The 22533-nt window shown below is 31.8% G+C and carries 24 protein-coding genes and 3 pseudogenes; 11 read left to right on the forward strand and 16 right to left on the reverse strand.

The window, feature by feature from the left end:
• Positions 1-46: 46 nt before the first annotated feature.
• Positions 47-1563 (forward strand): annotated as a pseudogene (locus IGM13_RS02400) (IS1182 family transposase); the annotation flags it as partial.
• A 241-nt stretch (positions 1564-1804) separates the two neighbouring features.
• On the forward strand, positions 1805-2035 hold the full coding sequence (locus tag IGM13_RS02405; RefSeq protein WP_002358594.1) for a hypothetical protein: 231 nt from the start codon (positions 1805-1807) through the stop codon (positions 2033-2035).
• Between the two features lie 136 nt (positions 2036-2171).
• Here the strand turns inward: IGM13_RS02405 and IGM13_RS02410 are convergent, their stop codons facing one another.
• From IGM13_RS02410 to IGM13_RS02470, 13 genes and pseudogenes are all read right to left on the reverse strand, one after another.
• Entirely contained in the window at positions 2172-2795 is a 624-nt protein-coding gene (locus IGM13_RS02410) for a TetR/AcrR family transcriptional regulator (protein WP_002358595.1), read from the reverse strand.
• Between the two features lie 7 nt (positions 2796-2802).
• On the reverse strand, positions 2803-3447 hold the full coding sequence (locus IGM13_RS02415; RefSeq protein ID WP_002358596.1) for a TetR/AcrR family transcriptional regulator: 645 nt from the start codon (positions 3445-3447) through the stop codon (positions 2803-2805).
• A 531-nt stretch (positions 3448-3978) separates the two neighbouring features.
• Positions 3979-5154: pseudogene (locus IGM13_RS02420) on the reverse strand (IS3 family transposase).
• Positions 5155-5395: 241 nt separating this feature from the next.
• Positions 5396-5881: a hypothetical protein gene (locus IGM13_RS02425; protein ID WP_002358598.1), complete on the reverse strand. Its 486-nt coding sequence runs from the start codon at positions 5879-5881 to the stop codon at positions 5396-5398.
• A gap of 378 nt (positions 5882-6259) precedes the next feature.
• Complete coding sequence (locus IGM13_RS02430) at positions 6260-6838, reverse strand: Asp23/Gls24 family envelope stress response protein (protein ID WP_002358599.1); 579 nt, start codon at positions 6836-6838, stop codon at positions 6260-6262.
• A gap of 54 nt (positions 6839-6892) precedes the next feature.
• Positions 6893-7075, reverse strand: coding sequence for a DUF2273 domain-containing protein (locus IGM13_RS02435; RefSeq protein WP_002358600.1), 183 nt, complete (start codon positions 7073-7075; stop codon positions 6893-6895).
• Between the two features lie 9 nt (positions 7076-7084).
• Complete coding sequence (gene amaP, locus IGM13_RS02440) at positions 7085-7645, reverse strand: alkaline shock response membrane anchor protein AmaP (RefSeq protein ID WP_002358601.1); 561 nt, start codon at positions 7643-7645, stop codon at positions 7085-7087.
• A gap of 717 nt (positions 7646-8362) precedes the next feature.
• Positions 8363-8830, reverse strand: coding sequence for a Dps family protein (locus tag IGM13_RS02445; protein ID WP_002358602.1), 468 nt, complete (start codon positions 8828-8830; stop codon positions 8363-8365).
• Positions 8831-8964: 134 nt separating this feature from the next.
• Positions 8965-9498, reverse strand: a complete 534-nt coding sequence (locus tag IGM13_RS02450) for an IbrB-like domain-containing protein (protein ID WP_002358603.1) — start codon at positions 9496-9498, stop codon at positions 8965-8967.
• Positions 9485-9910, reverse strand: coding sequence for a hypothetical protein (locus tag IGM13_RS02455; protein WP_002358605.1), 426 nt, complete (start codon positions 9908-9910; stop codon positions 9485-9487). Before IGM13_RS02455 ends, IGM13_RS02450 begins: the two co-directional genes overlap by 14 nt.
• Positions 9907-11178, reverse strand: coding sequence for a DUF3440 domain-containing protein (locus IGM13_RS02460; RefSeq protein WP_002358606.1), 1272 nt, complete (start codon positions 11176-11178; stop codon positions 9907-9909). The genes IGM13_RS02455 and IGM13_RS02460 overlap by 4 nt, the downstream gene beginning before the upstream one ends.
• A gap of 969 nt (positions 11179-12147) precedes the next feature.
• Entirely contained in the window at positions 12148-12618 is a 471-nt protein-coding gene (locus IGM13_RS02465; RefSeq protein ID WP_002399752.1) for an EF0163 family protein, read from the reverse strand.
• 199 nt (positions 12619-12817) lie between these two features.
• Entirely contained in the window at positions 12818-13033 is a 216-nt protein-coding gene (locus tag IGM13_RS02470; protein ID WP_229017899.1) for a hypothetical protein, read from the reverse strand.
• A 975-nt stretch (positions 13034-14008) separates the two neighbouring features.
• On the opposite strand from IGM13_RS02470, the pseudogene tnpA reads away from it, so the two are divergent.
• Positions 14009-14452 (forward strand): annotated as a pseudogene (tnpA, locus tag IGM13_RS02475) (IS200/IS605 family transposase); the annotation flags it as partial.
• A 125-nt stretch (positions 14453-14577) separates the two neighbouring features.
• On the opposite strand, the gene IGM13_RS02480 reads toward tnpA, so the two are convergent.
• The 3 genes from IGM13_RS02480 to IGM13_RS02490 are packed head-to-tail and all read right to left on the reverse strand — an operon-like array spanning position 14578 to position 17264.
• Positions 14578-15558, reverse strand: coding sequence for an ornithine cyclodeaminase family protein (locus IGM13_RS02480; RefSeq protein WP_002358614.1), 981 nt, complete (start codon positions 15556-15558; stop codon positions 14578-14580).
• Between the two features lie 12 nt (positions 15559-15570).
• Entirely contained in the window at positions 15571-16449 is an 879-nt protein-coding gene (locus tag IGM13_RS02485; RefSeq protein ID WP_002382920.1) for a sulfite exporter TauE/SafE family protein, read from the reverse strand.
• A gap of 14 nt (positions 16450-16463) precedes the next feature.
• Complete coding sequence (locus tag IGM13_RS02490; protein ID WP_002358617.1) at positions 16464-17264, reverse strand: TrmB family transcriptional regulator; 801 nt, start codon at positions 17262-17264, stop codon at positions 16464-16466.
• A 965-nt stretch (positions 17265-18229) separates the two neighbouring features.
• Here IGM13_RS02490 and IGM13_RS02495 point away from each other — a divergent pair.
• The 8 genes from IGM13_RS02495 (at position 18230) to IGM13_RS02530 (ending at position 21689) form a co-directional block, all read left to right on the forward strand.
• Positions 18230-18394, forward strand: coding sequence for a hypothetical protein (locus IGM13_RS02495; protein ID WP_002400034.1), 165 nt, complete (start codon positions 18230-18232; stop codon positions 18392-18394).
• A 155-nt stretch (positions 18395-18549) separates the two neighbouring features.
• Positions 18550-18954 (forward strand): PTS system mannose/fructose/sorbose family transporter subunit IID, encoded by a 405-nt coding sequence (locus tag IGM13_RS02500; protein WP_002370897.1) that lies wholly within the window; start codon positions 18550-18552, stop codon positions 18952-18954.
• 13 nt (positions 18955-18967) lie between these two features.
• Entirely contained in the window at positions 18968-19288 is a 321-nt protein-coding gene (locus tag IGM13_RS02505; protein WP_002382925.1) for a PTS system mannose/fructose/sorbose family transporter subunit IID, read from the forward strand.
• 129 nt (positions 19289-19417) lie between these two features.
• Positions 19418-19627: a hypothetical protein gene (locus tag IGM13_RS02510; RefSeq protein ID WP_010706711.1), complete on the forward strand. Its 210-nt coding sequence runs from the start codon at positions 19418-19420 to the stop codon at positions 19625-19627.
• Positions 19628-19705: 78 nt separating this feature from the next.
• Positions 19706-20044 (forward strand): heparinase II/III family protein, encoded by a 339-nt coding sequence (locus tag IGM13_RS02515; protein WP_224567184.1) that lies wholly within the window; start codon positions 19706-19708, stop codon positions 20042-20044.
• A 62-nt stretch (positions 20045-20106) separates the two neighbouring features.
• Positions 20107-20655, forward strand: a complete 549-nt coding sequence (locus IGM13_RS02520; RefSeq protein ID WP_010706710.1) for a heparinase II/III domain-containing protein — start codon at positions 20107-20109, stop codon at positions 20653-20655.
• A 319-nt stretch (positions 20656-20974) separates the two neighbouring features.
• Positions 20975-21229, forward strand: a complete 255-nt coding sequence (locus tag IGM13_RS02525) for a hypothetical protein (protein WP_002370893.1) — start codon at positions 20975-20977, stop codon at positions 21227-21229.
• Positions 21230-21272: 43 nt separating this feature from the next.
• Positions 21273-21689 carry a PTS sugar transporter subunit IIA gene (locus tag IGM13_RS02530; protein ID WP_002358624.1) on the forward strand — a complete coding sequence of 139 codons (417 nt, stop codon included), beginning with the start codon at positions 21273-21275 and terminating at the stop codon, positions 21687-21689.
• The last annotated feature ends 844 nt before the right edge of the window (positions 21690-22533 follow it).

The following is a 22533-nucleotide window of genomic DNA, read 5'->3' on the forward strand; positions in this document are numbered from 1 at the left end:
TTATTTTTAAAATTATACCATCAATCAAACAACTTTACCATTAGATATGGAACAATATATTCCTGAAACAGATGTCGCTTTTGCGGTCAATGATTTAGTCGAAGCCATGCCACAAACACTTTTTCTTAAATTAGAAGAACAACTAGGATGACTGGCCTACCACCCTAAAATAATGTTAAAAATTATTCTATGTGCTTACACGCAGCGTGTTTTTTCAGATCGTAAAATTGGATTTCTATTAGATGACAGCTATCGTATGCGTTGGCTAGCAAACCACGAACAAGTCAGTTACCGGACCATCAATCGCTTCCAAAGTCAGGAAACAACTGCTCACCTTTTAGCAGAAGCCTTTGTCTTATTCCGCTGTCAATTAATCACCAATCAGGTAATTGACAATGAAGCGCTATATATTGATGGCACAAAAATCGAAGCGGATGCCAATAAATTCAGTTTTGTCTGGCGCAAAGCAACAAATCAGTATGAAGCTTCTTTGGATAAACAATCAAACGAATTCTATCAAACCCTTTATAAAGAAGAAATCTTGCCTTCTTTAAAAGAAGAAAACCAAAGTGATAGATTGACAAGCAACTAATTGGAAGAAATCGTGCATCACTTGGAGACAGAATTAGTGACGACAGAAGAACAACTACAAAATGAAAAAAGAAAGAAAAACAAAGCCAATTAAAGAAAAAAAAGAAGAATCTACAAAAAATATCTACGCAAAATCCAAGCGGATTATCTACCAAGGAAACAAAAATATGAAACCTATAACCGATTTTTTCAAGAGCGAAATAGTTTTACTAAATCAGATACAGATGCCACATTTATGCGAATGAAAGATGATTATATGCGCAATAGTCAACTAAAGCCAGGCTACAATTTACAAATCGCAACAGAAAATCAATATGTCCTAGCGTATGATCTGTTCCCAAATCCAACAGATATAAAAAACTTACAGACATTTTTAGACAGCTTTTTGGAACAACACAACGAATTACCCGAGTATATTGTAGCGGATACCGGCTATGGAAGTGAAGAAAATTATACGTATATCAACGATGTCTTACATAAAACGCCATTAATCACTTATGCTAGTTATCGTAAAGAAAATAAAAAGACCTATAGAAACAGTCCTTTTATGGTTGATAACTGGCGCTATTTGGAAGAAGATACATATATTTTTCCTACCCATCGGGCAGTTCCTTTCAAGAGATATAGTCGAGGAAAAGAGAAAGGCGGATTTGTACGTGACTTCAAAATTTATGAATGTGAAAATTGTCGAGATTGTCCTGTTCGTAGTCAATGTACGAAAGCAAAAAGTGAGCAAAACCGACAAATTTTAGTGAATAATACATGACGCTATTTCAAGCAGAATGTAAAAAGAAGCTTTTAGAGGAAAAGACAGGTTCGATTTATCGGAAACGAAAAATCAATATCGAACCAGTGTTTGGCCATCTAAAGGCTCATTTGGTGTTCCAACATTTCCACTTACGAGGGAAACAAGGAGCCGAGATTGACATTGGATTGGCACTCATGGAATTAAATTTAAGGAAATTAGGGAAATAATTTCTGAGTATTGTACCGGATTAGATGCCCATCAAAATAATGTTGTGTTTTGAAAGGTCCATTTATTCAAATAAATAGAATGTTGGAGTATAACTATATTGCTTATGTAATATAATTTATTTTTATTGTATATTTGTTCCCTTTTCGTACTTTTCAACTTTTACTACCAGAGTATACTAAAATATGCTATATTTTTACTACAGTAGTTATAAATTTGAGATAAAAAAGGAGTTTTTTTTTGGATAAAGGAGTCGCTGATATTGTAAAAATTAAGCAAGTGTTGAAACAAGAATCAGTAAAAAGCTTAGTAGAAGGAACTGGGTTAAGCAAGAGTACTATTTCAAGTTTAAAATCAGGTACTCGAAAAGTAGAAAAACTAAACCTTTCTGCAGCTATTAAACTGACAGAATATTCAGATCAAGTTTTTAGACCTATTATTGAAATCTGGGGAGAAAAACCGAAAAAATAACCACAGTTATTTTATGAAACTAATAGGATTAAAAATAGAAGAACTAGAAGTTTTTTAGATGAATGCTTGTTTAGCTCTATAATGGATAGAACTGAAAGATAATATTCTTCAGTCCTACCATTATAGAGCTATAATTTTATTCAATTTCAAGAAGTCTTTTTTTTACCAATAATTTAAGATATTTCATAAGATCTTCTTCAAATTCTATAGATTCCCTATCTTGTTGGTACAAAGATAAATAAAGAAATATTTTTTTTCGATAGAATACGTTAAAATATGAATAGATATAGATAGTAATTATATTATCTATAAATAGTAGAGTATAACGATCTTTTATTTTTGGATTTTCTATAAATTTTAAGTAGTAAGAAAATCTTTTTCGTTCAAACTTTTCTATAATCTCTAAATTTTTAATTTGAACAGAATTAGTTGAAATAAGCATATAAAAATTTAATAGTAATTGCTCCTTATCAGATTTTAGACGTACTCTTTCAATTATATTCATGATATATTCATCGATGGTAGAGCTTTTATCAGCAATTTTTTCTAATTCAGAGTTTATTATATCCAAATTATACACAATCACTGCCTCATATAAATCATGTTTTGTTTTAAAAAAGCTATATACGGTAGTAGTGCTGGTTTTAGCTTCATTAGCAATATCTAAAAGTTTTGTTTTTTCATAACCAAATTTAGAAAAGTGTTTCATTGCGGTAAATATAATTTCTTCCTTTTTAATATCTTTCTTATTTATTGACATAAATTTATTACCCCTTCGCAAGTACAGTTAGCGTCTCAAGAACATTTTCTTTTAATATTAATGAACTTTTTATAGAGTCTTCTAGAAAAACTTTGGCTTTTATTTCTTGATATTGTGTATTTTGAAGCAGCTCTCCAGATAACATCATTGTATCAATAATAAATGTATAGATAACTGGATCAATTTTAGTACTAATTTCTTTTTCATTTTGTAGTTCTTTAACAGTACTCCAGTAAACGTCAAAAAAACTTCTATTATTATAGAATTGTTTAACCCATTCAGTTATCATTTTTTTATCACTAGGAATTTTATTATAAAATATGATGAGTTCAGGATGTTGCTTTCCTAATTTTAAAATCATTTCAAACATTATTTCTAAACGATCTTTTAGTTTTAAAGGAGCGTCGTTTATAGTACTAACATATTCATCTAAAATAACAAAAACGTGTTCTATCGCGACTGTTAACATACCTTCTTTATTGTTGAAATACTGATATAATGATCCTACACTTAAATCTGCTTTACTGGCAATTTTACGAACAGAAGTTGCTTCATAACCAACTCTCCCAAATTCATCTAAGATGTAGCATAAAATAAGTTGCTTTTTTTCTAATTTTAGTCGATTAAATAATTCAGTTGCTGTTTTATACATAACTATCTCCTCAAAAAAGATATTTTAATTTAGTATACCATATTTATTATATAAAAACGACCGCTCATTTTTTTGCGATCCTTAATTGAATCTTAGCTTGATAAAAATTAAATTACATATAAAACAGTTAACCTCTGTAAGAGAAAATTGCCAAACTATCTACCTTCTCAAAAGTCTATTATCCTTTATCAAAAATAGCTATATATTTATACTTCTTTATAGAAGAATAGTAGAAGTAATAGCCTAACTGATATGATAGATTTAAATGACTAAATTTGTAGATTGCGTCATTTTTGCGCAATTTTAAGTCTGCTAGTCCATCAACCAGTTTTTCCGTATATTCCGTATATAAGGATACTATTACCTTAATAATTATATTTTTAGAGATTTTAATATACAAAATGGAATGGTAACGTTCTTTTTGACAAAAATTATAAGGTGTTGTGAATGCCGTGATGTTATTGCTCTGATTGCTTTTGACAATGAGCCTCATCGGATCTGATTCTCTCCGGCAGAAGCGCAATCATTTAATTACGCTGCCTCTCCAAAGATATCAGACCCGAGCTCATTATCAAGGGCTCGCTTTGCCAATCTCTGTTGTCGAAATTGTATCGGTGTTTCATACCCAATGTCCCATGCAATCGCAGGTAGTTCCACCAATGCACATAATCAAACAATTCTAGGCGTAGTTGTGCCAATGTTTTAAATTGGTATTGATGCACGAATTCTACTTTGACAAATTTATACGTTGATTCCGCAACAGCGTTATCATACGGAAAGCCTTTCTTACTCAAAGAGCGCGTGATCCCAAACCCATTTAAAATATCATCGATGGATTGATTATCAAATTTTTTTCCATGATCTGCATGAAAAAGTTTGACGTCTGTTAAAGGATAGGGAATCCGACCAAAGGCTTCTTTTACCAATGCGGTATCTTTTTTTCTCACCACAAGAATAACCGATGATTTCTCGATTAAATAAATCAAGAATTAAGAAGATATAATGCCATTTTTTCCCTACGCGAACATAGGTAAGATCGGTGACAATAGCCTCCAATGACCGTTTCTTGTGTAAATGTCCAATCTAATACAATTTCAATACATTCGTTGTCTCCGCTTCATTACAAGCTGTTCGTTGGGCATTAAAATGAGCGATCGTATAGGTGAATTTCAACCTGCGTTGTTTCATGATCCGACCGATTCTGCGACGACTGATTTGAAGCGCACGCTTGGCTAAGTATTTCTTTAATTTCGGGGTGCCGTAAGCTTTTCGGTTACGGATAAATTCTTCGTGAATAAGTTCTTTCAGATCTTCTTCGCTTTTAATGGGTGTTGCCTGATTAATAATAGGTCTGAAGAGAAATCTTTAAGATTTTATACAGCGCTGATATCGAGTATTTGTGTTTGTTGACATCAATCACTTGTCTTTTCGTCCGAATATCAACGACGCTTGCTTTAAAATATCATTCTCCATTTCAAGCTACTTATTTTTCTTTCGTAGTGCGATCAATTCTACTTATTCCGGGGTTAAGGTATCTTTTTTCTTGAACGATTCTGTTGAATGTGTTTGCTTCACCCATTTATCGAAGGAAGAAGGCGTAAGCTCATGTTCTCGAATGATTTCTACACGCGGCTTGCCTGCAAGGTAAAGATCGACGACGTGTTGTTTGAATTCTTTTGAATAGGTTCTTCGTTGACGTCTTGACATAAAAAATCCTCCAGTGTGTTTTTTATTATTCTACACATCTTATTTTTTCTTTCTAGTGTAGCCGATTCAGAAAAAGAACCGATAGTTAATTCGACCATATTCATTATAGTTAAAGACATGTAAATGAAATGATCTCTCAAAGAATATGTATTCCATTTTTCTCTTAATGAGAACTTACTAAATAAAAATTGACAGATTGTCTCATTGCATTACTTTATTGTACATCTTAAAATTATCTGCCTTATTTTGTTTGACCATTCACTTTTTTTTTAGATCCTAAATATACTTTTATCCGTTCATAAGAGCAGCCTGAATAAACACAACCTACAATAATACCCAAAACTACTGCTCCAATAAGATTGTAGAAAAAGCCAATTTTTTTTACAAATGTTTGATAAAAATTTGTCATTATTATCATCATGACTACACTGTTACACAAGTCATACATAAAAAATAATTTAAGAAAGAGAAAAGAGATCATTCCTTTTTGATCAATTCTTCTATAAAAATTATATATCCAATACAAATAAAGAAACATACTTCCTACCAATAAAAGTAATTTTAGTACAAACCACCACGAAAAATGTGGATAGAATAAAAAATCAATCAAACATAATAACGGAATAAAATAAAGGAATTGATGAGAGTGGGTTAGATATTTCCAAAAGGTTTCTTGTTTTAATCGTTCCATTTGTTGATAAAATTTTTGGTCATCTATTATTTCCATTTATTTACTCCTTATCTTAATATCATACATAGCAACATGTACAACCTTATAAAAATAAATAATTTACTTATTTATTTTCATCGCAATCGACATTCATTAGTAGATATGTTTGTTAGTATTAAAAGAACTTGTGATTATTAAATTAGTAAATGTTTTATCATATAGAACTTATTGATGGTTATTAAAAAAAAGCTTCTTTTCTATAATTTAAACACATCTATAGGTAGATAGATATAGAAATTTATACAACATTCAAGTAAGAATTTATTTATTAAAAATGTGGTCTTTCTAGTAAAAGAAACAAAAAACCAGTTAAGCATTCTATCTAACTGGTTTTTTACTAAATTTCAGTTGTATCTTTCTATATTAATTAAGTTGTTATTTTACGCGAGGTTCAGTTTCTTCTTTTACGTTTTGTACACCATCACTTACTTTTTCACTTGCTACGCCTAAAGCTTCTTTTGATTTTTCAAATTGTTTTGAAGCAAATTCTCCAGTAGCAGAAGCTGCATCGGAAAGATGATCTTGTAGAGTAACTGAATCATTTTCATGTTGTTCTTTCGTTTTTACATCTACGACGTTTACATTAATCTCAATTACATCTAGGCCAGTCATTTTCTTAACTTCATTTGAAATAACTTGCTTCATTTTATCATAAATTGTAGTTACATCTTTACCATATTCAGCCACTATTGAAAGATCTACTGCGACTTGTTTTTTTCCTACTTCAACATCCACTCCAGAAGTTGTGTTATCCGTATTTACTAGTTTTCCAGCTATATTTGAGAAGAAGCCTCCATCAATCGTTAGAAGACCATCAATCTCATCTAATGCAATACCAATTATTTTTTGAATTACTTTATCTTCAAAAAATAGTTCTCCTTTAATAGTCTCAAAAGTTTTTGACATGTCCTTTTTTTTGATCTCTGTTTTTGTATTATTTGTTTTGTTTTCCATTATTTTTCCTACTAAAAATATAAAATTTATTTTTACCGTAAAAACGGTTATTAACTAATTTTGTTTGTCAAAAAAACCAACAGTTTCTAAATAGATACCTAGATAAAAACCACAAAGAGTTAGCACTGTTAATATTACTGTTTTAATAAATCCTAATGTAAAAAATAATATTCCTAAAAATAGTCCCAAACATCCAAAAATCAAAGGATATTTATATTTTGATATGAATTCTACCATTGTTTTCTCCTATAAAACTTTTGATTTAGTCTTTGTATTTTTTTCATGATAATCCTTAAAAATTATTTCGGTTAATATTATTTGCTCTGCACCAAATAATTCATTTAAATTAGTATTTACCTTTCTTATAAAGGCTGTTTGTCGCTCTCCCGTTTGAAAAGCTTTGCGTATTTTTCCTTGTATATAGATTTTGATTTTCTTTTTCTTAATTACAGATTTTACTGTTGGATCAACAATAAAAGGTTCTTCTTTTGCAGCAATTAATACAAAGTTTTCAATTGCTTTTTTTTGGACTGCTATTTTTCCACTATCAGTCTTTTTTTCTATACAATTATGTGCTTTAGGATAAAACAATACAATAATTAGAATAATAAACAATAATGTTAGCAAACATCCACTAATCCAAAACAAAAACTGTGCCATACTATTACCAATGTACGGATAGTTTGTAAATGGAAGTAGGTAAAATGGTAAACTAACAACACCTTGCATTGTTATTAATGTGTGTGCTAAAGGAAAAAATAAAAAAAATAAAACAAGGATTAATAATAATTTTAATCTTTTTCGCATAATACACCTCTTTGTCTACGTTGTGAATATATTCAATTATCTAGTCATTCCTTGAAAATTCACAATTCAAATAAAATATATACTATTAAAAATTTCTAAAGATTTTGTCACTTTGACTTCTATAACCTTCTCTCCTTTCAACTGTATAACTTATTTAGGTGAACTGATAAAATAAATTTTATCAGTTACTATTTCTAAAATTCTTAAAGTAATCAGACCTCATTTCAGAAAAATAATGAATGTTTATTTTATAAAATAAAATATTTGATGAAACAATATTAACAAGAAAAATCTACTAAGTCAAACAAAATGAACGATCATATTTTTAGGGAAGAAAAATAATTTAAATTTTACAATGAATGTATGAGCAAATTTGTTGAGCTAATATTTGGATATTTTTATAATAAGTTTAGGGGTATCCCAATATCACTCTCTAGGGGTGACTCAGAGCAGGGGAAGGAGTTACCCCTAAAAAGTATGTTAGAATGATTTTATCGCATCATATCCTTTTTTATGTAATTAGTTGATAAAATCTATCTGTACTTATATTTAACGACTGAAATCGGTCACTTACTGAAAAAACATCTAAGGTAGAAATGAATCTCACCTAAGATGTTTTTTGATTTTTTATCCATCTTACTTATATAATATATAAATACTGAAAAACACTCCTTATTCACAAGGAAATATCATAACCATTCACTTGGAGTTTTGTATCTATTTATCTAACTCAGGTGAGTTACCTAACTCTACTTTTAACATCCAAATCTCTTTTTCTAGCTCTGATTTAGAACCAATAAAGATATCTTCTGTACAGTCATCTCCTTCTTTCCCTGCAATTTCAATTCCCTCTTCATATATCGAAATAAGATAACTATAACCTTCCAATAAATAATTAATTTGTTCATCAATAGTTTTATTCCAAGAACCTTTCTCTTCTTTTAATTTAGAATTTATAAAAAACTCTTCTAGAGTTGAATACGGAGATCCGTCAAGCGTAATCAGTCGTTCTGAAATTACATCCAACTGATCATTAATTTGCTCCATAAGATCATCCATTTTTGGATGTAGCGTTAGAAATCTTCCTCCACGCATATACCAATGAACTTGATGAATTCTTACTGAAAATACGCTTAAATCGGCTACCAATTGATTTAATATTTTTTTTGTTTCACAAAATTTCATAGTATCACTCCTAATTTAGTGTTATTTAAAAAGAAATCATTCCGATTTACGTACAATTTAATATAATAAATATATCTTGTCAAAAATAAAATGAACGTTTATATTAAAAAAGTGTTTATAAAAATCTTTACAACTTATTCATCCTTTTGTTTAGGATAGTTTTTTTTTACAAATTCATCCCATGATTCACTAAATTCATGGTTCAAAAAGGCACTTTTCAACCCTGTTACTTGTTTTAATCTAAGAACTTCTTCTTTTTCCATTCCTAGTTCTTTCCCTATTTTATGATCGTCCCACCCTTCATTGACAAGCAGTAGAACTAATTCGGACATTTTATCTATTTCATGTTTTCCTCTAGCTCTATTGTGTCTAATTGTACTTGACATTCTTTGCTCCAATGGCTTATCGATTACAACAACTGGAAGTTCTTTTAAATCAAGCTTGCTTTTTCCAATTAGATACCTATGGAAACCATCAATAATAATATATTCGTCTTTTTTATCATCACAATAGCAAACAATCGGTTGTGTATATCCGTCTTTTAAAATCGATAATTCTAAAAGCTCCATTTCAGGTCCAGCGACATGATTTGGGTTATAACTATTACTTTTTATTTTCTCTACTGGAACCATTTTTACATTTAAAACGGGCATATCAATCTTGTTCATTGATTTCTCTCCTAAAAAATAAATAATTCTTTGTCTCTCTATATTGTTTAAAACAATAATGTTTCAGATTATTTAAGTACTGGTCTTTTTTTAAAGAAATTCGTACACACTTTTTTTCACATTTCTTGTCTATGAAAAATAAAACCTTCTCCAATAAATACTTTCGAGTATCGTCATTTTCATCTTCAACAAAAACATCTCCAATATCAATAAACTCATTGGAAATTTGAATGGAAGAAAATCCAATTATCCTTTCCTTATTCATTAACAAAAACCAAATAGTACTAGATGTATTTATTAAATAAGGTAATTTTCTTCTATATACTCTTTCAGCAAAATATTTCCCCATTAAACTGTAAAAATTTTGTTTATTGTATGGGGGTATATAAACTTTAATATCTATTTTGCTCATTTCATTCCTCCTATTTTTTGTACAATATTTTCGTATTTCTTTCCTTTTAATTGATTTATCCCCAAAAAGTCTTTATATTCTTTAAACATTTCATATAGTTCAGCTTCATCTTTTTTCGTTAAACTATAATTTCTAGTAGATAAAACAAAGTCATTTTTTTCTAAAGCTTTAGCTATCCCTTTCCAGTCATTCCAAAGCCTTTCATCTTTTATCCAATCTTTTCTTTTTGATTCATCTGGCATATCTTGGATATCCATATTATATGTATTCTTGTAATAAGCAAAAAGAATACATATCTTTCTGTAATAATGATTCATTAAAAGAGGAGAATATAATCCTAATGTTTCTAGTAAAAAAATAGAATATCTTTGCCAAGTCATAAATGAAGGTTTTTGAGAAGTATTTAATCCTAAAAGACTAGTTTTACCATATATATTTCCAAAATTAACTCCACTTACTCTTTTTACTAATTTATCCCATGTTTCAGGTTCAAGTTCAGCAAATTGATTTAACGCTTTTCTTTGTTGTAATCCGAAAGGCTGGCATACTCTCATGTCCCGGTACTTATATCCAATCTTATACATTTTCTCATAGATATAATTATATTCTAGTTCACATTTAAAAGTTGCAGCCCAAATGTCACCAACTTTCCAATCAAATAAAGGATAAAACAAAATATTTCCTTCTAAAGTTATATTTATCCAACATCGATTCTTATATTTATTTTCACCTTTTGTAACAGCACTATGTCTGTGTAAACTTTCTTGTGCCCTTATACCTACACCACATGATATAGCACTTTGGGGATATTGTTCTTTATACCAATTTTGAAAATAGCGAAGAAATCTGTCGGGATTACCATTTGATAATGAATAATATTTTTTTAAACCGTCATCAATATTTTCCAAAGTTATGGCATTTTTAGGAAGAGAATGAATCCATTTTTCTTTTTCGCTTGGATCCCACATTTTCCATTGAGGTTGAAAAAAACTAGTGTTGTTATCCTCAAAAAAAGGTAAGCAAAAATGATAAATATTTTTTACTCTAGGTAACTGTTCAATTTTTTTTATAAAATCAACAGTTGCTGTGTAATTTGCTTCAATATTTAATATTAATAGATCAAAATTTCTATCTAATTTTTCTGCAACTAGATTAGCTAACTGAACCATTAGCCCACTATCCTTACCGCCACTAAATGAAAAATACACCTTATCAAATTCTTCAAATATGTATTCTAATCTCTTTAAAGTAGCATCAAAGACATTCATTTTCCATCCTCCCTAAAAAATAAGCATTTAATATCAATGGTAATACATTAAAAACTTTGTCAATAATAAGGATATATTCCAAAATCCATTCATTGGAAATAGAGACCTTCTTTATTAATGTATTATTACTTACATAGCGAAGCAATACAAACATTATCCAATAGTTTCATCTACAAAAAATAAATTACTTTTAAAACATCTTGATTATGAATTCATTTCCCAAAGGCCTTTTAAAATTGATACAGATGTTCGTTCACTTTTTTTAGACTTATTGTACAAGTCTTTTTAATAGTCCCAGAACAAAATAGTTTGTTTATCCAGCTTCAAACCATTAAAGGCTAATGAACGGTTTATTTTTTCGATTACTTTAGATAAAGCTACAGAAATTTTTATATTTTCACAATGCTCAGTTTGAATTTCAATAATTATATCATCAATTAGTTTTTGAATTTCTTACCTATCAACATATTCAGTCTTAGAAAGAGAATCTTTTAAAGCTACTAGTGATTCAACGATTTCAGACATTTTCTTCCTCCTTTCTAGTGGCCTGTAAAACCGTGTAGAACAGAGTCCATCGAACCGGTAATTACACTATCTACAGCGCCATTCCAATTTACTCTACATTTTCATTTTTCAGATTTGTCAGCCCATACAGATAGCCTTTTTGACGTTCATATTCGGATTATACCATTCAGCCGCAGAAGCAGATTCGCTCGACACAAACAATCCCATACCAACAAAACCAATACACATCACACTATAGCCAACTAGTTTTTTCCTCTCGTATCCATCTCCTAAAAAATAGAATAGTTCTTGTAATTATTCATAAGATATACTTTTCCGTTTTTTATCCTTTCTGCTTTATAACAACTTTTTTCAAGTAAAGAATGACATACTTCTTCTTAAAAAAACAGTCTGTTTTTTTCTATTTTTTCGGTGTATAATTAATACGAATGTTCATTTTTTGTTTTAATACGCACTCCGTACATAATAGATCTTGATTGCATCAATCTTTTGTACTTTTTGATTTATCTTAAGCTGAATGAATAGAAACCTAGTTACCGCATTACTTTTTTGTTCTCCAAATAACAAGTAATGATCCGTTTGGGTTATATCTTGTGAAACATTATGAATACGACCAATGTTTTTTTGTTGTACATGTGGATCGTTGTCAATTCCATTTTCTTTTATACAACAATCGATTAAATAGTTTTTTACGGATTGATTTCGTTCGTATATGTCCGTGTAATTTACCCATTTTCTTCCAAAATCCTTTAACAAATGTTGAATTACTTCAAATATGTTGGATTTTATTTTGTTTTCCTGATTTCTTTTACTTTCTATACTTAAACTTTCTGCTTGCATCATCGTTTCTCTTGATATTGAGGAAACTGCTGTTTTTTTCTTCAGAAGAAACCCACCTACAACTTCTAAGGACAAACAAAAGCAACCAAGAAAAAACAATACTTTTTCACAATTGTTTCATCTCCCTTTTCTACTAAAAATTTTCATTGAGAGAATTCTTTTATTTGGCTTTACGAATCAAACTTCGAATTTTCGTTTGGTTATAGGTGCGTTGATACAGTGCTATGATTCCCCTTGCTTGGCGTTCTGTTCCACAGTTGAAAAATAATTCTCACTATCTGAAACATCCGTTATGATACCGGTGTGTCCATAGATTCCAGGAGACAATTGGCTTTACCAGTTGGCCATGAAAGGATTCTTTTAAACGACACTGAAATAAAAGAAAAGAAGCCAAATAATTATAAGGCTTCCTTCCTTGAAATTGTTTTCGTGTCATTGAAAAAGCAAATAACCACGGACAAAAAATTTGTCGAGTAATCGTATGTTCCATATCAAATGGAAAAATTCGAAAAATCCCCCCCAAAAAAGCCAATCCTAAACCATACCACAAATGTTTGTGTTACGGGACGAGGTAACGCGACCCCGTCCCACAATTTATAAAACACTCGCTCTATATACCAAATCTTTGTCCAATTGCGTATATTGCTCATTTTATCGCCCCCATGACCGCATGCGATCCAGAATCCAATTGAATACTCCAGACGTATCTTCAACTAACCAAACAGCTACTGCCAGCACAAGAATCAATGGAATGGCTTTGCTTGCTTTTCGTTCAAAGGCAATATAGGCCGCACCACCCCAAGCATCGCCAATATAATCAAATAATTAAAATCCCCAACAAAATTGGTAAACACATTTTGAAAAAAATCATTTGCTTTTTTCCTCCCTGTTAATACACATTGAACTAATGACAATACACATCACCACAGAGCACAACTGATAAAAATTTCACTTGATATTCCTCATTATGCATTTGTTCTGTTCTTTGATTGCTGTTTTTACGTAAGAATTATAAATAATTTCTCACACGGCGATACATTATTTTCACAGGAACATGCGTACAATAAATCCGGTTCTGCGTACTTTTCTTTGTTTTAGGATCAAGTTTCATAGAATAGAAATCATAAAAATATTTACCACTTTTTTATCATATGTTCCTTCGATCACTAGTGAAAAGCTAGGGTGGTAAATCCAACAAATATAATTGATACTTCCCTCTACTGGATAAAGGGACAAAACCAAGTACCTTTAAATGGTCTGATACAGTCATAAACACGATCTATCTCCTCCCAAATAAAACAAAAAAAGGCTGTAATCGCATTTTGATTACAGTCTTTTTTTGTAAATGTATTAATTAAAGCTTTACTTCCGGTCTTTTTATTTAATGACTTTAGTCAGTTGAAATCTCTAAAGAGATTTCGACAAAAAAACCACGCGTAATGCGCGTGGAGGTCAGAGCTTTAGCGATAAAAGTTTAGCACATACTCGTTGGAATTGTAAGTATCATCTTGTGTTTACACCAAAATATAGAAGAAAAGTAATCTATGGTCAATTGAGGCGAGATATAGGGAAAATACTAAGAAAATTGTGTGAGATGAAAGAAGTCGAAATCATTGAAGCGCATGCAATGCCCGACCATATCCATATGTTGGTAAGAATTCCACCGAAGTTGAGTGTATCAGGTTTTATGGGTTTCTTAAAAGGAAGAAGTGCAGTAATCATTCATGAACGTCATGCGAATTTAAAATACAATTATGGAAATCGATCTTTTTGGTCAAAAGGTTATTATGTGAGCACTGTAGGACTGAACCAAAAAACGATAGCAAAGTATATACGAGAACAAGAAGCAGAAGATCGAGTAAGGGATAGTATAAACAAAAGAGAGTATAAAGATCCATTTAGGAAGTAACAGCTAGATAAGAATAGAAAGGTAGCGGTTGGCGGTCTCTAAAAAAGCTCCCTTAAAGGGAGCAGCAGGTAGCGAGCCCTTCTAGGGCTATTAAAAAGCCACCCGCTATGCGGGTGGATATTTACTTAATAAATCAATTTTCCCAAATTATTTTCTTTAGCTTTCTTAACGATTTCTGTTGCAACTACCACATCTAATACAGCCGAACCAACTGTTTTGAAGATCGTGATTTGTTCTCCACTTGTCCGACCGACCAATTCTTCATTGATCAGTTGGCCTAGTTCTCCATGATAGCTGTCTCTTTGAATATATCCATCTTGCAGCGGTGAAATGAAGTCCCCAGCTTCTTTTAGAACACCGTCCATGGTATCAAAAATAACAACATCTGCGGCTTTAATTATTTCTCGTGGAATTTCACACATTTCCGGTGTGTAAGCACCGACTCCATTGATGTGCGCACCTTTTTTGACCCACTCAGCAGAGAATGTCGCACGTTTTGAAGTGGTCACACTTGTGATGATGTCTGCTCCTTCAACGCATTCTTGACTGGTTTTTGTTGGGCGCATCGTTACAGAAAATTGTTGCATCATTTCTTCAGCAAATTGGTTGGCACGCTCAAAATCAATATCAAAAATCCGAACTTCTTCTAATTTACGAACGGTCAACATTGCTTCTAATTGTGACTGTGCTTGTCCACCGGTTCCAATCAGCGCGCCGATTTTAGCATCTTTTTTTGCAAGAAGTTCTGTTGCTGCTCCTTGAACAGCGCCTGTTCTTAATTGTGTCAAATAAGTACCATCTAAACAAGCGGATACCATACCCGTTTCTGGATCCAATACGATCATCGTTGCTGGTACACTTGGTAAGTTTTTCTTGATGTTTTTAGGATACACGGAAACGATTTTGACACCTAGTGCTCCTTCGCCACCTTCTACATAAGCTGGCATATATAAGCTTTGTCCGTTACTTTTTGGCACATCGATATTGGTGCGAAGAGGCACAATTGCCTTTCCTGCTGAATACAATGACAATGCTTTTTTGTCTGCATCGATGGCTTCTCTCATTGAAAAATTTTTGATAATATCTTCTTTTTTAAGAAATAGCATTTGAATCGCTCCTTAATTAGCTGCTGTAGCTTTTTTTAATTGACTGCTCAACATCGTATATGCACTGTATAGTAAGACCAAAATCACGATCCATTTCAGAATATAGGTATCTAAAGATTTGACTAGGAATACAGCGACCAATACCCCTAATACACCGAAGGTTGAAGTGAAAAGTGTGATTTTTCTGCTGTATTCATCAAATTTAATGAATTGAACACTGCCGATCGGTACTGAGAATGTACAAGCCCCCATCATAATAGGAAAGGCTGCAACTGGATTCAAGCCTAGCAAGTAGACAGTTACCATTGTTAACGCATAAGAACCAATGCCGATATTGTTCAATGCGCCATAGACAAAGAGTAAAAATCCTGCCAAGATTAATTTTCCGCCATACAATTCACTGGCTGTTCCGTTTGAGGGAATCCAATTCATTTGTCCCATAAAAATTAAGAATGCAGCAATGACCAATCCTATGCCGACAAACAGTTTGATCGTTTTCTCTGGTAACTTCACGACAAATCTTGGTCCTAAATATGCACCGATAATTTGGCAGATAATACAAACAGCTAATGTCTTGATCCCTACGTTGATAGCAGTGATATAAGACAATGCCATGACGGCTACCGGTACTACACATTGGGTATTCAACGTTCCGGGTAGTTTTTTCATGCTGACCCATTTCAACTTTGGATAAAGGACGGTTCCGATAGCAAAGTCGGAAACGCCAAATGTTGAAAGAAAGAAGGTGATAAATGACGTGAAGGGCAACAGACGCATATCCCCAGGTTCTTCTTTGAAATTTTGTTTGTTTTTGAAAAGGTCTCTTAGAAAGTAAATAATAAAATATAGATTGATTGCGACAATTAGTGCCAGCAAAATATTCCGAATCATAAAAATTCCTCCTACTAGTAAATCTTTCTGATTCCCTCAAAGTTCTCACCATATTTTGCTTTAAGTTCTTCAGAAGATTCTGCAATCACTTTTAGTGTATATGCATCATGTTTGACATATTCTTTAGCTAGATTGACCATGGCGTGGTTTTTTGTCCAAGTGACATCGGTTGATTGCAGTTCTTCATTAATGGTGCCAAACACGACTTCTTGCTCATCGGCGACGATGTTGATCCATCTTGCCCCAAAGTCATCAAGTTTGTCTGTTTCAAAACCATGAATGTAATACTTTTCTAAGGGAAGATCATATTCATGGGTAGAACTGAATAAAATCAGTACAAATTTATCGACTTTTTTTTCGGCCTGCTGCAATGCCTTTAGCAGTGAATCCGTGAGGTTCTCATGCCAAACTTGGATGAGCAAACTTTCTTTTGCATTTTTCACCAAATGCTCTGCTTTATCCAGAACATACTCGATGCCATCAACTTTCCACAGCATGTCTTCTTCATCTTTTTCCTTAATCATTCCTAGATTCTTTGTAAGAAAAGAAAGATCATTTTTAACACTTTTTTCTAATTTCTCTAAAAACTCATTTGCCGAGATGGCATGATAAAGTTTAGGTTCTGATTTATTGACGACAATCAAATTCTTTTTTAATAGTTTTTCCAAAATGTTATATACTTTCGAGCGTGGCACACCTGAGATTTTACTTACTTCATATCCTGTAAGATTACCTTTTTCTAATAGGGTGGTATACACTCTTGTTTCCATCTCTGAAAAATCATATTTTTTCATGATTTGAATCATCGTTTCCATTGATTAATCCTCACTTCATTTTTAGTAGCTACTACGGTAACAACTATAATTTTTTTTTGATCATCTGTCAAGAGTTAGTTCAATAAAACACATATAAGAATTAGCTTAAAAACAAGCTTTTTATTAAAAATAAATAATATAATATGAATATTTGTGAAAAAATACTAAAACTTAGTTATTCTTTACAACGATTTATAGAAAAACAACCTCTTTAAATATAAAAGATACGGGATACAGATTACTTGAAAATCTTTACGTTCCAGTTTTATTCTTTCTAAAAAACGTACTCACTTTTTTTCTTAGACTTCTTTTTTTGATTTTCCTCTTTTAGGTCTTGTCCTTTTTGTCTTCAAAATATTTAAATAAATCCCTTTCAAAAGTATTTATAGGTTTTGGACAATAAGGAATATCTTTTTTCTTCATATAAACACCTCATTAAACTATTTTATATCATCACATTATCAAATTAACAAATGTATTAAAAGAAAGTTTTTTATTAAAACTTTCTTGGCCTTTTGGGAGATTTCAGTGCGATTTCTTTTTATTCCAATACTTTTTTGTTGGTCACTTTCGTATACCCATTCTAAGCGATAATCGGCGACAATGTTTTTACAACGAATGGTAGGACAAAACAATGGGAGAAAAAACTTTTTCTACAGCAATCCCTTGTTTTCACCTACCACATGTTGTGAACCCAAAGCACGCCGACGAACGCTTAGTTATACGAAAATGACCTACCAAAAACAAAAAAAGTGAGGTGAATAGAAACAAAAAGAAATTGAAATCTCCCAAAAGGTCGTCCACCTCGGGGGCAACTTTCTGCCGAAAATAGTAGTTGGGCCTATGAACAAACTAACGTTACTTTTTGGTAAATTATTAAATTAACCGAAAAAACAGCATGGTTTCTCCCCATCAAAAAGCAAACTGTAAAAACATATACTTCTATGAGTGGAGAAACTATGCCAATGCTAAATCAATTTATCGATTATCCACTTGCACGAACCAAAGACAGCATTGTTAGAAAACAAATTAACCCAGCCTTATATACCAATAAATTATACGGTAATCGTAGTTGGGATACATTTTACTACTATGATAATCAACTGGTTTATGAAAGCAGTTATTACTAAGAGGGAATTTTCTTCTTAGTTAGCGTTAAAAATAACAAAAATAAAAGGAACAAGAACAATGAAAACAATAACTCTCTATGAAATCTTAGGTGAAGAAGGGTCTGACAAATATATTTCTGTATTCAAATCTTTAATTGCTTCCAATTTTACAGAGAATGAAGACATTTTATCAAGGTGTCAGCTATTTATACACAATAATGTCAGTGCTGAAGAAAATTTATAAAGATGAACCAGAAAAACTGAAAGAGACGGCAAGCGCAAACTTAGAATTTTATAACACGAATCCACAAATGTTGACATTTATTACCAGCATGCAGTTAGCGATGTATGATAATGATCAAAGTGTCTCAGATACACGCAGCATTAAGATGGCACTTATGGGACTCCTATCAGGAATCGGAAACTCGATTGCTCGATTTGGGATTGCCTCCTTATTTTCAACAATATTTGCAGGATTAGCGATGAATGGTCTGGGATTTGCTCTGATGTTTTTTTGGTTATCGATGTTAATCTCAATGCTAGTCATCAAATTATTAATGGGAGGGATATTTAGGGTTTAAACTTGGAACGAGTGTGATCGAAACCTTAAGTGATAAAATTGGTAAAATTTCTTCAGCAGCAAATATTGGCGGAGTGGCTGTTATTGCGGCATTAAATACTTCTTTTGTTAAGGCAAATATCGCCATTAAGTATTCACATAATGTAGAATCTGGTGAAAAACAAGTAATTGCTATTCAAGATATTTTAGATAAGATTACGCCCAAAATGCTTCCAGTCATTTTAACTATTTTAGTTTTTTATTTGATCAAAAAAAGAAAATGGAACACGTATCAATTGTTATTTTTTTTATTCGTGATTGGGATTCTAGCCTCTGACTTAGGGATTTTAGCATAGTAAGTGAGTGTAGTAAGGGACAGGGTTTTCGATTTCGAGTAAACCTTGTTTCCTTATTTATAAGTTTTCTGAGTGATGGGCATAATATTTTTTCAGTTAACGGAAATAAAATTTGAAAGCGAGAACACGATGAATCTTCAAAAAATCGAAAACTACCAACTAAAGTTTTATCAGAAAGATTTACTTTCAGGATATTTGGAAAAACATTCAAAACTTTTGGAACCACTTTTTGAACGTACTTATTTTCTATTAAAAGATCAGATTATTTACAATGATGCGATGGATATGGAAGCCTGTTCTATTCCGTATTCTCTAAAAGAAAATACACGGAATCGATAACATGGAGATGACCCAGAATGGCTCTTTATGTTGAATTGACAAAGTTTTCTTCTAGATTTATCACAGGCATACGCGTTAATAAAAGAAAAATGCTATTTACAAAAATGGTGCAGTCTGCTTCTTGATTTTATTCAAGAGGAAGGCGAACCAAATTCTACTAATAGGAATGTTTGGCGACACCTTGATGTTGGAATTCGAGTGATGAACTGGATGAAGAGTTTGACTTATATTTCTATTGCTGATTATAAACAATTGGGAATTGATAAAGTGTTGCGAAACGCTTTGCTGGTTAATCTCGAGTATTTGGAGAGGAGCTATATCGATAAGTACAGACTTAGTAATTGGGGAGTATTGGTAACGGGTGGAATGGCTGCTATGGATCTATTTCTTCCAGAACTAGTGAACAGAGTAAACTAATATGGGACCGGTTAACTGACTTACAATTTTATTCAGATGGCATTCATTGGGAACAGAGCGCATTGTATCAATATGAAGTTTTGATGACGTATGTATATCTATTACAGATTTCTGAATATCTTGAAATATCATTGCCATTGGATCTTCGAACGAAATTGAAGATACCTATCTTATCTACCTACTATATAACGGATAATCAAGATGTTCTGAATCCTATCAACGATAGCGATCATGTCAATTTTCGATATGTATATGATAGCTATCGTAATATGAAGAAAGAACTTGGAAAACACTGCAGCCAGAGAAACTTTTTTCGTGGTGAATCAAGTGGTTTAGTGTTTTATAAAACAGAGGATATTTATTTTACGCTTTTTAATGGATTGCATGGAAGCTCACATGGTCATGCTTCTACAGGGAGTTTTACGCTACAATTACAGGGTGATGATTTGATATCTGATAGTGGTTGTTACAGTTATGTCAACAAAGCAGAGTGGCTTCAACCGAAGGAGTGTGATTCGCATAATACAATGTTTATTGCAGAGAATTCTCATACTTTAGTACTGATACATGGGGCTACGGGAAATTACCAACCCCATTATTTCAGCGAATAAAAGAAATTCCTGTCGGTTTTTTTGCGGAATGCGGCTGGATAGATAAAGATGATCAGAACTTAATGATTTTTAAGCGTAGTTTTATCTACTTGAAGGCCATTAATTCAGTAATTATTATTGATAGTTTTATAGGTCAAAAAGAGACTGAAATTACGAGTACTTATAATTTAGCACCTACGCTAAATTGTCAAAAAAGCAGATCAATTCAATTTAACTACAAATTCACAAAAATATAAACTCCTTATAGTATCAGGTCAAACGGATCAAACTACTGTTGAAAGATCAGAGATTTATAATCAGCTGATCGAACTATATACGCTTGACCAATAAATTTCATTATAAAACGGGGAAAGAAGTTCAGGATACCGTGATTTCCCCTTTGGAAGATATCCAGATTATGCCAGTAAAAGTGAACCAAGCGGGAGAAGACGAGCCATTCTGTCAGGCCAAAGGATTTTGCGTGATCACTGGAGAGAAAAAATTTTATATTTTTGTTATATGTGGAGATATTGTTAAAGGGAATAAATTATTAGTGAGTATGGTCAATTTTTTATGGCCGACTTGTTTTGATTGATCAAAATGAAGCGATTATTCGTATTAAATAAAGGAGGAGAAGAATGAACTTTTTAATAACTGGACATAGTGAATTTGCTATTGGAATGCAAAGCGCCTTAACGATGATTGCAGGAGAAATAGAAGATGTGATGTTTATCCCTTTTTTAGCCAATGAAACGACAGAAGAATATCGTCAAAAAATTGAATCTTCAATTGAGATGTATGAACATGTCGTTTGTTTTACCGATTTATTAGGCGGTACCTCATTCAAAAAATGTATTGAATTCTCTATGACAAAAAAACAAGTTTTTGTTATAAGTGGTACAAACATAGCGATGTTATTGGAAGGATTGATGATGCGGAATTCTGGTATTGAGCCGTTTGAACTTGCCAAATCAGTGGTAAAAGTTGGAAAAAGTAATATTGTGCTTTTTGAAAAAAATAATGAAGCTGAAGAACTATCAGAAGAGGTAATATAAAATAATAGTTGTATAGCGATTATCTAAAGTGACTGGTCAAACGTTTCTAATCGTATATCAGTCATTCAGTGAGTATAATTTAAACCATAACCTACCAATTGCCAAGGAAATATAGCGTATTTTACTCTTGTCAATTGACAGTTTATAGTTTAGAGATGGCTATGCCAAACAACTAATATATGAAAAAGGAAACTAAACATCATTCCTCTATTGGAGCAATTTCTTCTTTGATGGCTTATAAAATGTACTAATACTTCATTTGAGGCAGTAGAAAGTTGAGAAATAGTTGTTTCTTGTGCTGTTTTTGTCGTTATTAAGTTTGCCAAAAAGCAACTTTCAACCAACATTTTTGTTTCTTATCATATCAAGAACCTGTTTTTTATTTTTCTATAAAAAATGTCGAAATTATTAAGTTATCGACATGATTTTGTTATATTTAAGATAAATTAGTCAAAATTTTTGCCAATATTTTTTCCAAATTTTTCTTTATTTTTTCTTTCCTTACCTTTTTCAATTAATATCATTTGGTGTTAATATATCTCTGATAATACAAAAAAACATTGACCTATCATAAGATAAAGAGTGATAGTTTAATACTAAAAGAGGTATATTAATTTTATTTAAAAATTGACATTAATGACTCTTAATCAGAGGGTCTAGGGTTCGAATCCCTATGCCCCCATTGGGTGCCAAACCCACGAGAACGGTATTCTGTCGGCGTCTTAGGACGTTTCGAAGACGGAGTACGCGTTCTCTTTTTTTATCTAAAATGTTGAGTGTCGTGAGAGATATATTCATTAAATCGTTTAAAGAATGCTACGCTTAGAAGATAGAAAAAGTGCGT

The organism is Enterococcus sp. DIV0561 (genome assembly GCF_050539875.1).
Lineage (GTDB): Bacteria > Bacillota > Bacilli > Lactobacillales > Enterococcaceae > Enterococcus > Enterococcus faecalis.